Origin of the sequence: Pseudodesulfovibrio sp. 7M6 (assembly GCF_050058625.1) — a bacterium.
GTDB classification, from domain to species: Bacteria; Desulfobacterota; Desulfovibrionia; order Desulfovibrionales; family Desulfovibrionaceae; genus Pseudodesulfovibrio; species Pseudodesulfovibrio salinus.
On record NZ_CP188816.1, the window covers coordinates 312,909 to 327,292 of the forward strand.

Genomic DNA, 14,384 nt, shown 5'->3' on the forward strand with positions numbered 1-14,384 from the left:
CTTGGGTCGTTCCGAGTTTTCTGGTCAGCCGCGTCGGCCCCGTCCCATGCCGCGCCCCTTGCCCATGCCTCTGCCGTCGTTTCGGCCAAAGCCTTTGCCGGGACCTCTGCCCCGACCATGCCTGCCGCCGCCAAAACCGGGACCGGCAGGGCATTCTTTGCTGAGGGAGTCGGTCAGCTTTGTCAGGATATCTCGCAAAGCGGTGCGTTCCTCGTCCGCCAGGCAGTCGAAGAGAGCTGCCGAACCGTCCGTGGTTTCAGTTCCGGAATTTGTGTCGGCCATGGTCCGGTCCGTGGCGGAGATGATGAATCCGCGCCGGTCGTCCGGGTTGCGCTCGCGGGCAATCCATCCGCCCGCCTCCAGCTTGGCCAGCAGCTCGCTCAGGGAGGCGGAACGTATGTCCAGCTCGCCCAGCATATCCCGCTGGCTGACCGGCCCGCGCTCCCGCAGCAGATGCAGGATGCGGGACTGGGCCATGGGGGCGTTGGCCTGCCTGTGCCATGCCCGGGCCATGAGCCGGGATGTGCGTCGGAACAGATCGATCAACTCGCTGTCGGCAACCATGGGTTTGGGGGACGAATCGGCCATTAGCGAACCTCCGAGTAGTTGGAGCGGGCGTATGCCTCTCCTTTGGGACAGCTTGGATTGCTCAGCGGACAGTGATTTTTGCAGAGCGGGCAGGTCTGGCCGGAGAGGTTCGGTTCAAACGAACCGTTGTCCGCGTTCATGGGCGAGAGGCTGTCATTTCCCTGCCGAAGCTCGGGCTCCCGATAGCCGGGGCGGGATGTTTGCCTGAAGTCATAGCCATTCATCCTGCCGCGGAAGTTATTCTGTCTCAGACCGAACCCATGGCCTTTTCCTTGGCAGGAGGGGCCGCAGGCCGGGCCAAAACCGGTGTGCCCACGCGCGTTTGAACGGTTTTGGCCTGCTGAACCGAACATTCTGCCTAAGAAGCGGCGAATCCTGCCGCTGTGTCGGTGGGACTGGCCAAAACCAGGCCCTGTTATGCCCTGTCCCGGTCCGAAACCTTGGTTTTCCCCCATCATGCCGGAGCTGGAACAAGTGCGTCCGTGGCGTCCGATTCCATCTCTCTGTCCGTATACGCTTTCTCGTGACAGGCAGGTATTCGATCCCATTCCGGAGTCTCGTCCGGCTCTGTTTTTAAAAAATCTCATTGTATTCTCCTCGATTATATATGTGCTGTAAATTTAGTAGGTACCTTTGTTTCCCCTTCAGTATAAGGCGCATCAACTTTGTGTCAAGTTAAAAAGGTACCTTTGCATTTCTCCGAATCTATTTTCGCCATACCGGGTTTGAGGGGGGGGAGATGGGAGAGTTCTGAGGGCTATGTTTGAAGTGTTACAGAAATGTTACAATCAATGAAATACGAGATTGTCGGGATCTCTTGTACCTCTGTGCCTGGCAGTGTGGGGGAGGGTGGAAAAAACGGTTCGTTATCCCGTCGCATCAATATAACTCACTGTTATAAAATGATATTAGCTAGTGCCGCATTAGCCGCAATCTTCAGATTTGTTCGTATGAGGGCCATCTCCCGTAGGGGTTGGATGTCTCCGTCATCAGGCGGTTTTGAGTCCTTCTTGGTTTATACCTCGGAAAATTTGTCTGTGCCGGAGATGGAAAACGTAGATATAAACAATTTTGGGAATACTTTGCGAAGTACATTTTTGAACGCATGTATAAAATAACATCAATGTAATAAAATTTAAGAGCCTCTTTTGTAGATAGTGCCGAAAATGAATCGTGAAGAAGGAAAAAAATTAAAAAATCATCTTTAAAATCAGATAATTATACATGGTGATTGCCGATGTGTACGCAGAGGGGTTTCTGTTTCGGCATGGAATTGGCTTTGTCCAGCCAGTCAAGTTCAGGTCTCGGCAGGATTCTTGGCGGCGCGGCCATGTTACCGGGGGACGCGCCGATGCTGGTCAGCCGATTTGTTGCGGCAATCGCCGCCGAACACATTTCAAGGAAAGGTGCGATCCCATGAAAACCAAACTCATGACTCTTCTCTGCGCTGCGGCTTTTGTCTGTACGCTTATGCTTTCCTCGGCCATGGCCGGGGAACTGCTGGTCTATACCGCGTTGGAAGACGACCAGATTCCACGATACATCGAGGGCTTCAAGAAGATGCATCCGGAAATCGACGTCAAATTCGTCCGTGATTCCACCGGGATCGTCATTGCCAAGCTGCTGGCTGAAAAAGATTCCCCCAAGGCCGATGTGGTCTGGGGTACTTCCGGCCTCGGCCTCATCGCCCTTGAAGACGTTGGTCTGCTTGAGCCTTACGCTCCCAAAGGACTGGACAAGGTTATCCCCAAGTTTCGCGACAAAAACACCCCTCCGACCTGGGTGGCCAACGATGTTTTTGAAACCGGCCTGTGCGTGAATAACTACGAGATCAAGGACCAGAACCTGCCCATGCCCACCTCCTACGCGGACCTGATCAAACCCGTGTACAAGGGCAAGCTGGTCATGCCCAACCCCGCCTCCTCCGGTACCGGTTATCTGACCGTGGCCGGCATCCTCTCCCTGATGGGCGAGAAAAAGGGCTGGGAATACCTGGACAAGCTGCACGAGAACATCGCCATGTACACCCACTCCGGTTCCAAGCCCTGCAAGATGGCCGGTATGGGCGAATTCCCCATCGGCATCTCCTTCGGCTATCGCGGCATCGTCCAGCAGCGTAAGGGCGAGCCCATCACCGTTGTTTTCCCCAAGGAAGGTTCCGGTTGGGATACCGAGGCCAATGCCCTGATCCACAAGCCGAACATCAAGCCCGAGGCCAAGCTCTTCCTCGATTGGGCCATCTCCATGGACGCCATGCAGAAGTACGCTGCCAACTACGCCATCCTTTCCGTGGCCGACGTGCCCGGCTTCCAGGTGCCCGAAGGTTTCCCCGAGAACCCGGTTGCCCACCTCATCGACATCGACGTGCCCCAGGCCTCCAAGATGCGCGCCGCAGTCCTGGCCAAGTGGGAAAAGCGTTACGGCTCCAAGAGCGAAGCCAAATAGGAATACCCTGCTACCTCCTACATGATACCTGGCGCGGGGAGTGGTTCCCCGCGCCCAATTTTCCCGGAGACGACCGACATGACAGCTACTTATGATTCAACCGCCACCCCTCATCTGAGCATGTTGGGCATCACCAAGCGATACGGCGAGTTCAAGGCCCTGGACAATATCAATTTCAACGCGGCCAAGGGCGAGATGCTCTGCCTGCTGGGCCCATCCGGCTGCGGCAAAACCACTGCCTTGCGCATCGTCGCCGGGCTGGAATCCGACCATGACGGCCGTGTTTTCATCGCGGGTGAGGACGTTTCGCTCAAGCCGGTGTCCAAGCGCAATGTCGGCATTGTCTTTCAGTCCTATGCCCTGTTTCCCAACCTGTCCGCCGGGGCCAACGTGGCTTACGGTCTGGTCAGCGCGGGCATTCGGGGCGGCAAGGCAAAAAAACGGGCCAAGGAACTGCTGGAACTGGTGGGATTGCCCGGCATAGAAAAGAAATATCCGGCCCAGCTTTCCGGCGGCCAGCAGCAGCGCGTGGCCCTGGCCCGCGCCATGGCGCTCGCCCCGGAAATTCTGCTTTTGGACGAACCTCTTTCCGCCCTGGATGCCCAGGTCCGCATTCACCTGCGCGGCGAGATCAAGCGCCTCCAACGCGAACTGGGCGTGACGACCATCATGGTCACCCACGATCAGGAGGAGGGGCTTACCATGGCCGACCGCATCCTGCTGATGAAGGACGGCAAGATCGTTCAGGACGCTCCTCCCGGCGTGATGTACGACCAGCCGGTCAATACTTTCTCCGCCTCCTTTCTGGGCTCCATGAATTTTCTGCCCGCCACCGATCCCGGTGACAAATCCGCCGTGGAGGTCATGGGCAAGCCCCTTGCCGTGGACAAGGACGCCTGGAAGGCGAACGACCGTTCCGGCTGTCTCATGGCCATTCGGCCGGAGGACGTGGTGGTCCAGGCTCCCGGCACTGCCAATAACGGACTCAGCCGCAACACACTGAGCGGTCACGTCCATTCCCTGGAATTTCGCGGCCCGCTCTACCGGCTGACCCTGCGGCTGGACAACGCCCCGGACAATTATCCCGAGCTGACTGCGGACGTCTCCGCACGCGTGGCCGGGCGGCTGGATTTGAGCGAGAAGGCACCGGTGCAGGTCCTGTTCCCGCCCGAGCTGGTACACGTTTTTTCCCGTTAGGAGGTTGATATGGGTTCCGCAATCTCCTCCACAACAGCTTCCCCCGGCGGCCGCGACCTGCGCGGCGTGGTCGAAGGCGTCCTGGCCGAGCGCTGGGTCAAAGGGCTGTGCATCGCCCTGGTCGGCGTCTGGCTCTTCGTCCTGGTGGCCCTGCCGCTCTTTACCCTGCTGTCAAAGAGTCTCTACGACAAGCAGGAGAACTTCATCGGCCTCGCCAATTTCATTCAGTTCTTTTCCAACCCCGCGATGTTCAGCTCGCTGGGCCACAGCATCTTTGTCTCGCTGACCACGGTGGCCGTGGCCCTGCCGCTGGGATTCTTCTTTGCCTACTGTCTGTCGCGCACCCATGTGCCGGGCAAGAAGGTCTTCCGGGCGCTGGCCATGTCGCCGCTTTTCGCGCCCACGCTGATGCACGGGCTGGTGCTTATCTACCTCTTCGGCAAGAAGGGGCTGATCACCAAGGGCTTCTTTGGTTCCCTGACCGCGTTCTTCGGTTTCCACGTGGGGTGGGATATCGGCCTCTACGGCGCAACCGGCATCATCATTGCCGAGGCTCTCTACGCCTTTCCGCCCATCTTCCTGATCCTGTCCGTGGCCCTGTCCATGTCCGACGCGCGCCTCTATGAAGCGGCGGAGGCCATGGGGGCATCCCGGTTCCGCATCTTCCGCACCGTGACCCTGCCGGGCGTCAAGTTCGGCCTGGTCAGCGCGTTCTTCGTGGGCTTCATTTCCAGCTTCACGGACTTCGGCGCGCCCAAGGTCGTGGGCGGCAATTACAACGTGTTGGCCACCGACATCTACAAGCACGTCATCGGCCAGCAGAACTTCTTCATGGGTGCCACGGTCAGCGTCATCCTGCTCATCCCAACCGCGCTCGCCTTTCTGGCCAACCACATCATCCAGCGCCGTCAGACAGCGGCCGTGGAGGCCAAGGCCGTGCCCTACGCGCCGGAGCCGAACAAGCTGCGCGACTCCGTGGCCTTCATCTACTGCTCCTTTATCTCGCTGCTGTTCATTACCTATCTGGCGACGGGCGTGTACGCCTCGTTGGTGGACATCTGGCCCTACAAACTCGGCCTGAGCCTGCGCCACTACGACTTCGAAGCCATGGGCGGCGGCGGATATTCCGCCTTCTTCAACAGCCTGCGCATGGCCTTCTATACCGCGTTCTTCGGCTGCATTACCGCCTTCTTTTCCGCCTACGTGCTGGAGAAGTTCCGGGAATATCCCAAAATGCGGCAACTGTGCAGCCAGCTTTCACTGCTGCCCATGGCCCTGCCGGGTCTGGTCATCGGTCTGGCCTACATCTTCTTCTTCAACAAGCCGGGGTGGGACGTCTTCGGGCTGTTCTTCATCCCCAATCCGCTGACCAGCCTCTATGCCACCATGGGCATCCTGGTCCTGAGCAACCTGATCTACTTCCACACGGTCACCTTCCTTACGGCCAGTACGGCCCTGAAGCAGCTGGACTACCAGTTCGAGTCGGTTTCAGAGTCACTGTCCGCGCCGTTCACCCGGCTGTTCTTTAAGGTTACGGTGCCGGTCTGTCTTCCCGCCATTCTGGAAATCGCCTATTACTTCTTCGTACGGGCCATGACTACGCTTTCGGCAGTCATCTTCCTGTATTCGGCCGATCTGCCCATCGCGGTGGTCGCCGTGGCCAACATGGACGACGCGGGGGATACCGCACCGGCTCTGGCCATGTGCGTGCTCATCGTGGCAACCAACTTGTTGGTGCGTCTGATCTACGGCGTGCTCACCTCCGGGCTGCAAAAGCGGACCAGCGCCTGGGCGCGCAGGTAGGGGAGAGGGTATGACCATGGCCGTATGCAGGCGACACATGGCCGCTTTCGCGAGTGGAAAAAACGTGTTCACCACGCTTTCAATCACGGGCGCACCGTCCCTCCCCGCCGTGGCGGGGCAGGGCGGGGCCCGGTATGAGGCTCATCATGACGCCGTTGGTCTTTTCGCTGGTGCTCGCATCGGCGCTGCTGCACATCATCTGGAATTCGGTGGTCAAGGCCAGCGGGGACAAGGCGTCCTACGCGTGGCTGACCTCGGCCGGGTCCGTGCTCTTCCTGTGTCTGGTCTGGCCCGTGGGCTGCTGGCTGGAGCCGGGGGCCGGCATGACGGCCCAGGCATGGCTCTGGGCAATCCTGTCGGGCTGTTTTCAGACAGCCTATGTCATCCTGCTCTTTGCGGCCTACGAGGCCGTGGACCTTTCGGTTGTCTATCCGGTGAACCGGGGCGGCGCGCCGATCATGGTCCTTGTGGCGGCCGGATTTCTGGTGGGCGACACGGTTTCGCCGCTGCAGGCGGCGGGCGTGGCCTTCACGGCCCTCGGTGCGCTGGCGGTGGGGCTGACCAACCGCAACGCGTCCGGACGCATAAGTCTGAAGGGGCTGGCCCTCTGCCTGCTTACCTCGGCGGCCACGGCCGGATATATCATCACGGACCGCAAGGTCATGTCCTCCATGGGGCCGGTCCGGCCTGTGGACTATCTGCTGGTTTGTCTGATCTTCCAGACCATCGGGGTTTCCCTGTGGCTGGCGGTGCGCAGGTTTCGTTTTGCCCGGCTGGCCGAGGTTTTTCTAGCCCATCGGCGCAGCGTGATTGTGGCCTCGGTTTTTATACCGCTTTCCTATCTGCTCATCGTCATCGCCCTGCGCTACGGCAACGTGACGCTCATCTCGGCCGGGCGCAATGTGAGCATTCTGTTATCAGCCCTTGCAGGCCGCCTTATTTTAAAGGAGAATGTCTCGTCTCGCCGGGCCTTGGGCACGGTCTGCATTTTTGTCGGGTTGGTGCTCATCGCATTTCGGTAGCCGCCCACCCCTTCCGTGCGGATGGGGCAACGACAATCACCGCAAGTTGAGGAAGAGCGGGCATGTACAGCATTTCCATCGGTCCACGCCGATATTCGTTCAAGGACCTGAAGGACCTCATGGCCAAGGCCTCGCCGCGCCGCTCCGGCGACGAACTGGCAGGTGTTGCGGCCAACAGCGCCGAGGAGCGCGCCGCGGCCCAGATTATTCTGGCCGACGTGCCACTGGTTGATTTTCACGAGCACCCGCTCATTCCCTATGATATAGACGAGGTCACCCGGCTCATCGTGGATACTCACGATCCGGAGAACTTCGCCCCTGTTTCGGGGCTGACGGTGGGGCAGTTTCGCGAATGGCTGCTCTCGGAAGCGGCGGACGGCCGGGCCCTTGCCAAACTGGGCCGGACCCTCATGCCGGAGATGGCGGCCGCGGTTTCCAAGATAATGCGCAATCAGGACCTGATTCTGGTTGCTTCCAAGATCAACAACATCTCCTCATTCCGCACCACTGTGGGACTGCCGGGGCGGCTCTCCGCCCGGTTGCAGCCCAACCATCCCACGGACGATCCCATGGGCGTGCTCAGTTCGGTCATCGACGGACTGGCCTATGGCTCGGGCGACGCCTGTATCGGCATCAACCCGGCCACCGACAACCTGAGCGCGGTCTGCAACCTGCTGACCATGCTCGACGACATTCGGGAGCGGTATGGCATTCCGGCCCAGACCTGTGTCCTGACTCACGTCACCACGACCATCAAGGCCATTGAACGCGGCGCGCCCGTTGACCTGGTCTTCCAGTCCATCGGCGGCACCGAGGGCGTGAACCGCAGCTTCGGTGTCAACCTGGACATCCTGGCCGAGGGCCGGGCGGCGGCAATGGCCCTGAACCGCGGCACCGTGGGCAAGAATGTCATGTATTTCGAGACCGGGCAGGGTTCCGCGCTGTCGGCCAACGCCCACCACGGCGTGGATCAGCAGACCGTGGAGGCTCGGGCCTATGCCGTGGCCCGCAAGTTCCGCCCGTTGCTGGTCAACACGGTGGTCGGCTTTATCGGGCCGGAGTATCTCTACGACGGCAAGCAGATCATCCGGGCCGGGCTGGAGGACCTCTTTTGCGGCAAGCTGCTCGGCCTGCCCATGGGTGTGGATGTCTGCTATACCAACCACGCCGAAGCGGACCAGGACGACATGGACACGCTGCTGACCCTGCTGGGCGCGGCGGGTGTGGCCTTTGTCATGGGCGTGCCCGGTGCGGACGACATCATGCTCAACTATCAGAGCACTTCTTTTCACGATATCCTCTATCTGCGCCGTCTGCTGGGGCTGCGTCCCGCCCCGGAGTTCGAAAGCTGGCTGCTCAAGATGCGCCTCTTCGGCCAGGACATGATGCCCCTGAATCTGGACGAGGAAAACCTGCCCCTGGAGCTGCCCGATGCCTCCTAAGTCCCGCACCCCAGCACTGAACAGGTCCCCCCTCTGCCAGGAGGACGGGTGGGAAAAGCTCAAGGCGTTCACCGATGCCCGCATTGCCCTCGGCCGGGCCGGAACCAGCCTGCCCACGGCCGCGCATCTCGCCTTTCAGCTCGACCACGCCCGGGCGCGCGATGCCGTGCATTTACCTTTGGATGTCCGGAGTTTTATTAAGGATCTTGACAACCTTGGTCTTCCGGCACTGGAGCTGTTCAGCCGCACCGAAGATCGCCGCGAATACCTGCTGCGTCCCGACCTCGGCCGTCGTCTCGCTCCGGAGTCCTCGGAACGGCTCTGGGTGCGCAAGGAACAGCCGCACGATCTAGCTCTGGTCGTATCGGACGGCCTGTCATCGGCGGCCATAGCCCGGCAAGCCCTGCCTTTTTTGACCGCTTTTCTGGCGGAGATCGGCAAGACGCTGGACCTTGCCCCCACCACCTACGTCCACCGGGGCCGCGTGGCCGTGGGTGACGAGGTGGGCGAGCTGCTCAACGCCAAGATGGTGGCCATTCTCATCGGCGAGCGGCCGGGGTTATCCTCGCCGGACAGCATGGGGGTGTATCTGACCTATGGTCCCCGCGTCGGCTTGACGGACGAGAGTCGCAATTGCATCTCCAATGTGCGACCCGAGGGGTTGCCCCCGGCGCAGGCGGCGGAGACGCTCTACTATCTGATCAGCGGCGCGCAGGAGAAAGGGCTGACCGGCGTCAATCTCAAGGATGAGCGGGAGATTGCGCCCCAGCGCAAGGTGAAAGGGATTTCGAAATCAGCCTGATATTTTCGGACAGGGGTGGAAAACATTCCAGTCCGTTGAGAGAGAGTCGGGGGGAGCTTGGCTCCCCCCTTGCTTTTGTTTTTTGATTCAAAAATCAGAGAGCCGGGTTTGAAGCCGTTCGGCTTCAAAATGCCCTCCATGCCCTGCGCGGGCGGCGGTTCTTTTTTGCTGGGCCAAAAAAGAACGAAAAAAGGCCCTTGCGAGTAGCTTGGCCGCCTGCGTGTTACGCCGGAAGCATCCGATCCAAGCGGGACGGCTCCATCAAATGAAAAGTATAGTGCCGTTTCTCCGCGATCAGACCGAGGCTGCCACCATCCGTTCAGGTGGCTTACGGGAGCCGCCTTACCCGCTTGGTCGGCTGCTAACCGCCGAAACACAGGGCTGGTGTCAGAGAATTAACTGTTACGATTTGCGGGATTGGACGGTTGTCTTCAGGACCTTCTTTTGCGGATGTTCGGGTTCTTGCTTGCCGCAACGTCAAAGAGACAAGCTACTTCGTGGAAGCCCTGCGGGGACGCGGCTTAGAAGCTGACCAAACGGCCGGAGCGAATTTTCGCGGCCCGGAGTTTTTTGCTTCCCGCCCTGGGACGCGGGAGCGCAGGCCGTTTGGATCAGATTCTTGGCCCGTCACCGGGGCGATGGGCATGGCACCCCAAGAGCGGTTTTTGCTTACTTTTGGGCGCTCTGGTCCAAAAGTAAGTCGCACCTTCAGGGTGCGAAACCCTCTGATATAAATCCCGCCGGAGGCGGCTCCACTTTTGTATTTTGCCTTTCTCTTCTACCATCGCCCGGCAAACAATAAAAAAAGACGGCGCATACCCTCGCGGATATGCGCCGTCGCAATTTGTTTTCGGGGGTTCCCCGCGAGCGATTAGGCCTTGGTCTTCCTCATTGCCTCGGCGAAACCTTCCTTGGCTCCGCGGATGACTTTTTCGCTGACGCAGAAGGCCAAACGGAAGTAGCCGGGATAGCCGAAGCCCGTGCCGGGAACGGCCAGCACTCGTTCGTTCTGCAAGGTGGCGCAGAACTTCACGTCGTCGCCGCCCGGGGCCTCCGGGAAGAAATAGAACGCGCCCTTGGGCATGGTGTAGTTGTAGCCCGCGTTGTCCAACACCTCGGCCATGGCCTTGCGCCGGGCGTCGTAGATGGAGGCGTCCACCTCGGCTCCCAGGGTCTTGCACAGCAGCTTCTGCTCCAGTGCCGGGGCATTGACGAAGCCCAGGATGCGGTTTGCCATGATGATGGCGGCCATGAGCGGTCCCCGGTTCTCGATGGCCGGGTTGACCAGCACGTAGCCGATGCGGCCGCCCGCCATGGACAGGTTCTTGGAGAAAGACGAGCAGACGATGGTGTAGGTGTAGAAAGCCATGACGCTCGGCACTGTCGCGCCGTCAAAGGCCAGGAAACGGTACGGTTCGTCAGCCAGGATGTAGATGGGCCGGTCGCGCTTGGCGTTGTGTTTTTCCAGAATGGCGGCCAGCCCCTCCAGCTCGGCCGGGGAGTAGATGGCACCGGTCGGGTTGTTGGGCGAGTTGACGATGACCACGCGGGTCTTGTCGTTGATGGCCGCGTCGATGGCGTCCAGATCCAGCTCGAAGGTCAGTGGCTTGGACTTGACCTGAACCAGATTGGCCCCGAAGTTCTGGGCGTAAAAACCATACTCCACGAAAAAGGGTGCCGGGGTGATGACTTCGTCGCCGGGCTCCAACACGGCACGGAACACGGAGTTCAGGGCACCGGCCGCGCCGCAGGTGACGACAATGCTGTCGGCAGGCACTTCCATGCCCTGTTCCTTGGACGCTCCGGCGGCGATCTTTTCGCGCACCTCGGGGTAGCCGAAGTTGGGCATGTAGCCCAGGAAGAACGGCTGGTCAGCCTGCTCGGCAATCTCGCACAGCGCGGGTTTGACCTCGGCCGGCGGTGGCAGGTCCGGGTTGCCCAGGCTGAAATCGTAGACGTTGTCTTCGCCGAACTCGGCCTTCATGCGGATGCCTTCCTCGAACATTTTGCGAATCCAGGAAGAACTGTCCATGTACCCGAGCATTTGTTTTGATATGAGTTGCTGCATCGTTACGCTTCTCCTTGTATACAGATCGATTCGCCACCGTATGCCAAAGCCTTCCGGCCCGCAACGTCCCTGTTGCATCTTTGCGCGGCCAGCCGATTCCCCTTGTCTCCACTCCGCTTTCCGAGTAGGTACATTCATAGTCTCAAAAAATTCTAGACTTCATCCGCAGGGCCGGGAAAGCGGGAACTACCGGCGGCGGCGATGATGGCGGAGCCATGGAGAAACAATCCCTTTTTGCGGGTATTCCCGATGTATTGGACGAGCAACGTTTCGCGCACGGCGGCAATACCCGGCGCATGGCGGAGCAGGCTGGTTGCCTGCCCGAGGAACTGCTCGATTTCTCAGTCAATGTGAATCCGCTGGGGCCGCCCCATTGGCTGGGGCAGGTCGTGGGACGGGCGCTCCAGGAAGTGGGCGCCTACCCGGACCCGGACAGCTACGCCCTGATAATGGCCGCCGCCGAGCGGTACAAGGTGTGGCCCACCCAGGTGGTGGCGGGCAACGGCGCGTCCGAATTGCTTTTTGCTCTGGCCGGGCTGGGCGGATTCCGCCAGGCCGTCATTCCCTCTCCGGCCTATGTTGACTACGCCCGCGCCTGCAAGGCCCATCGCCTGCCTGTGGTGGAAATGCCCCTGACCGATGACCTCAAGGTGAATTTTCCGGCCATGGGTTCCCTGCTGACCACTCCTTCCATGGTCTTTCTGTGCAGCCCGAACAACCCTACGGGTACGACCTTTTCCGCCAACGACCTGCGCGAAGTGGCGACCATGTTCCCGCGCTGCCGTTTCATCGTGGACGAGTCCTTTGCCGAGTTCCTGCCCGAGGATGCGGACCGGCTGATTCGGGACCGTCCGTCCAACGTGGTCACCGTGCTCTCCCTGACAAAATTTTATGCCATCCCCGGACTCCGCCTCGGGCTGGCCTTTGGCGATCCGGACGTGATGCTGCGTCTCAAGCAGGCGCTCCCCGCATGGTCGGTGAATACCCTGGCGCAGAAGGTGGGCAAGCACTGCCTCCGCGACGCGGGCTACGCGGCCCGTACCCGCGAACAGACCACGCTGCTGCGGAACAATCTGGCCGCCGGACTGCGACAGGTACCGGGCATCCGGGTGATGCCGGGCGAGGCCAATTTTTTGCTTTGCCGGGTGGACCGGGTGGGCATGGATGCCGAACCCCTGTTCGAGCGGCTGCTGAACGAGCATCGCATCGTCATTCGCCTGTGCGGCAACTACACGGGGCTGGACAATTCCTGGTTCCGGGTGGCCGTGCGCGACGAGGCCGCCAACGAGCGGCTTATCGCGGCCATGGAGGCTGTGAGCGGCGTGGGGCGGGCTCCGGTGGTCAAACGGGTGCGCCGCACTCCCGCTCTGATGTTGCAGGGCACCAGTTCCAACGCGGGCAAGTCCGTGCTGACGGCTGCGTTTTGCCGGATATTTTTGCAGGACGGGTACAACGTGGCCCCGTTCAAGGCCCAGAACATGTCGCTCAATTCATTCGTTACCGACCAGGGCGGCGAGATGGGCAGGGCGCAGGTGACGCAGGCCATGGCCTGCCGCATGAAGCCCGAGGTGCGCATGAACCCGGTGCTGCTCAAGCCCGGGTCGGACGTGGGGTCGCAGGTCATCGTCATGGGCCAGCCGGTGGGCAACATGAGCGTCACCGAATACGTCCGCTACAAGCCGCGCGCCTGGGAGGCGGTCAAGACGGCCTATGACTCCCTGGCCAACGAGCACGACATCATGGTTCTGGAGGGTGCGGGGAGTCCGGCCGAGGTCAATCTCAAGCATCATGACATAGTGAACATGGCCATGGCCAAGTATGCGGACGCCCGCGTGCTGCTGGCCGGTGATATCGACCGGGGCGGGGTATTCGCCTCCATAGTCGGAACCATGAATTTGCTTACGCCTTCTGAACGGGATTTGGTGGAGGGTTTCATCATCAACCGGTTCCGGGGCGATCCCTCGTTGCTGGACCCCGCCTTCGGCCAGATGTTCGAGCACACGGGCAAGCCGGTAATGGGGACCATTCCCTATATCCATTCCCTGGGGCTGCCGGAAGAGGATTCCGTTTCCTTCAAGGAGGGGTTGTTGCCGGAGAGTGAAAAGCTGCCGGAGGATCAGTGCGTGGATGTGGTGGTCATCGACCTGCCGCGCATTTCCAATTTCAACGACATTGATCCGCTCTTTGCCGAGCCGGACGTGCGGGTGCGCGTGGTCTCCGATGCCCATGATATCGGCACGCCGGACGCAGTGATAATCCCCGGCTCGAAATCCACGGTGCCGGACATGAAGGCCCTGCGTGGCGCGGGCGTGGCCGCCGCCATCCGCGAACTGGCGGGCGGCGGGTACAAGACTCGCATCGTCGGCATCTGCGGCGGATTCCAGATGCTGGGCGAGCGGGTGGACGATCCCTACGGGCTGGAATCCGAATCCACGCGCGTGGACGGGTTCGGCCTGCTCCCGGTCCAGACCACGCTGGCCCCGGAAAAGACGCTGACCCGGACCTGGGGCATACATGCCAAGTCCGGCCACCGGGTCAACGGCTACGAAATTCATCATGGCCAGACCAAACCCCTCTCGGAGAAGTTGCGGGTGGCCGTTCGCGATATGGAAGACCAACCTCTGGGCTTCACTCGCGGCGACGGCCGGGTCTGGGGCACCTATCTGCACGGCCTGTTCGACGCCGATGAGTTCCGCCGCTGGTTTGTGGATCAGTTGCGTATGGATAAGGGGCTCGCTCCCTTGGAGCATATTCAGACCCGGTTCGACCTGGAGGATGCCATCGACCACCTGGCCAGTGTGGTGCGTGAGGCCGTGTGCATGGAAAAGGTCTACAAGGCGCTGGGTTTTTCCGGGTGCTGTAATCAGGCCAGCCTGTTCTACAAAGTGGGCGTTTAGGTGGCGGATCGGCCGGAAGCACGGTTAAAAAATTTGTCCCTGCGGCCGCCTCATTGGGGAAAAGTTGAAAATCTTGAACCCATTCTTGCCGAAGCTTTCTAACGGGGTCAAAGTTGATTT

At 60.5% G+C, this 14,384-nt stretch carries 10 protein-coding genes; 7 read left to right on the forward strand and 3 right to left on the reverse strand.

The genetic code is table 11. From position 1 onward, the window contains the following. Positions 1-24: 24 nt before the first annotated feature. Positions 25-588, reverse strand: coding sequence for a MarR family winged helix-turn-helix transcriptional regulator (locus tag ACI0FG_RS01410; RefSeq protein ID WP_419786773.1), 564 nt, complete (start codon positions 586-588; stop codon positions 25-27). Next, positions 588-812, reverse strand: a complete 225-nt coding sequence (locus tag ACI0FG_RS01415) for a hypothetical protein (protein ID WP_419786774.1) — start codon at positions 810-812, stop codon at positions 588-590. Before ACI0FG_RS01415 ends, ACI0FG_RS01410 begins: the two co-directional genes overlap by 1 nt. Before the next feature lie 1,192 nt (positions 813-2,004). Here ACI0FG_RS01415 and ACI0FG_RS01420 point away from each other — a divergent pair. The 6 genes from ACI0FG_RS01420 (at position 2,005) to eutC (ending at position 9,299) form a co-directional block, all read left to right on the forward strand. After that, on the forward strand, positions 2,005-3,033 hold the full coding sequence (locus tag ACI0FG_RS01420) for a putative 2-aminoethylphosphonate ABC transporter substrate-binding protein (protein ID WP_419786775.1): 1,029 nt from the start codon (positions 2,005-2,007) through the stop codon (positions 3,031-3,033). Positions 3,034-3,111: 78 nt separating this feature from the next. Continuing rightward, on the forward strand, positions 3,112-4,230 hold the full coding sequence (locus tag ACI0FG_RS01425) for an ABC transporter ATP-binding protein (RefSeq protein ID WP_419786776.1): 1,119 nt from the start codon (positions 3,112-3,114) through the stop codon (positions 4,228-4,230). Between the two features lie 9 nt (positions 4,231-4,239). Continuing rightward, entirely contained in the window at positions 4,240-6,033 is a 1,794-nt protein-coding gene (locus ACI0FG_RS01430) for a putative 2-aminoethylphosphonate ABC transporter permease subunit (RefSeq protein WP_419786777.1), read from the forward strand. A gap of 146 nt (positions 6,034-6,179) precedes the next feature. After that, on the forward strand, positions 6,180-7,055 hold the full coding sequence (locus ACI0FG_RS01435) for an EamA family transporter (protein WP_419786778.1): 876 nt from the start codon (positions 6,180-6,182) through the stop codon (positions 7,053-7,055). A 62-nt stretch (positions 7,056-7,117) separates the two neighbouring features. Beyond that, a complete protein-coding gene (locus ACI0FG_RS01440) occupies positions 7,118-8,497 on the forward strand; it encodes an ethanolamine ammonia-lyase subunit EutB (RefSeq protein ID WP_419786779.1) in 1,380 nt (459 codons plus the stop codon). After that, a complete protein-coding gene (gene eutC, locus ACI0FG_RS01445) occupies positions 8,487-9,299 on the forward strand; it encodes an ethanolamine ammonia-lyase subunit EutC (RefSeq protein ID WP_419786780.1) in 813 nt (270 codons plus the stop codon). The genes ACI0FG_RS01440 and eutC overlap by 11 nt, the downstream gene beginning before the upstream one ends. 871 nt (positions 9,300-10,170) lie before the next feature. Here the strand turns inward: eutC and ACI0FG_RS01450 are convergent. Beyond that, the gene (locus ACI0FG_RS01450) at positions 10,171-11,367 is read right to left on the reverse strand and encodes a pyridoxal phosphate-dependent aminotransferase (protein WP_419786781.1); all 1,197 of its coding nucleotides are present in this window, start codon (positions 11,365-11,367) and stop codon (positions 10,171-10,173) included. A gap of 215 nt (positions 11,368-11,582) precedes the next feature. On the opposite strand from ACI0FG_RS01450, the gene ACI0FG_RS01455 reads away from it, so the two are divergent. Continuing rightward, positions 11,583-14,264: a cobyric acid synthase gene (locus ACI0FG_RS01455; RefSeq protein ID WP_419786782.1), complete on the forward strand. Its 2,682-nt coding sequence runs from the start codon at positions 11,583-11,585 to the stop codon at positions 14,262-14,264. Positions 14,265-14,384 lie beyond the last annotated feature (120 nt).

Excerpts from the sequence above, each read along its gene's own strand:
- ACI0FG_RS01410 (WP_419786773.1), bottom strand. The coding sequence starts at position 588 with ATGGCCGATTCGTCCCCCAAACCCATGGTTGCCGACAGCGAGTTGATC.
- ACI0FG_RS01415 (WP_419786774.1), bottom strand. The coding sequence starts at position 812 with ATGAATGGCTATGACTTCAGGCAAACATCCCGCCCCGGCTATCGGGAG.
- ACI0FG_RS01420 (WP_419786775.1), top strand. The coding sequence starts at position 2,005 with ATGAAAACCAAACTCATGACTCTTCTCTGCGCTGCGGCTTTTGTCTGT.
- ACI0FG_RS01425 (WP_419786776.1), top strand. The coding sequence starts at position 3,112 with ATGACAGCTACTTATGATTCAACCGCCACCCCTCATCTGAGCATGTTG.
- ACI0FG_RS01430 (WP_419786777.1), top strand. The coding sequence starts at position 4,240 with ATGGGTTCCGCAATCTCCTCCACAACAGCTTCCCCCGGCGGCCGCGAC.
- ACI0FG_RS01435 (WP_419786778.1), top strand. The coding sequence starts at position 6,180 with ATGACGCCGTTGGTCTTTTCGCTGGTGCTCGCATCGGCGCTGCTGCAC.
- ACI0FG_RS01440 (WP_419786779.1), top strand. The coding sequence starts at position 7,118 with ATGTACAGCATTTCCATCGGTCCACGCCGATATTCGTTCAAGGACCTG.
- eutC (WP_419786780.1), top strand. The coding sequence starts at position 8,487 with ATGCCTCCTAAGTCCCGCACCCCAGCACTGAACAGGTCCCCCCTCTGC.
- ACI0FG_RS01450 (WP_419786781.1), bottom strand. The coding sequence starts at position 11,367 with ATGCAGCAACTCATATCAAAACAAATGCTCGGGTACATGGACAGTTCT.
- ACI0FG_RS01455 (WP_419786782.1), top strand. The coding sequence starts at position 11,583 with ATGGAGAAACAATCCCTTTTTGCGGGTATTCCCGATGTATTGGACGAG.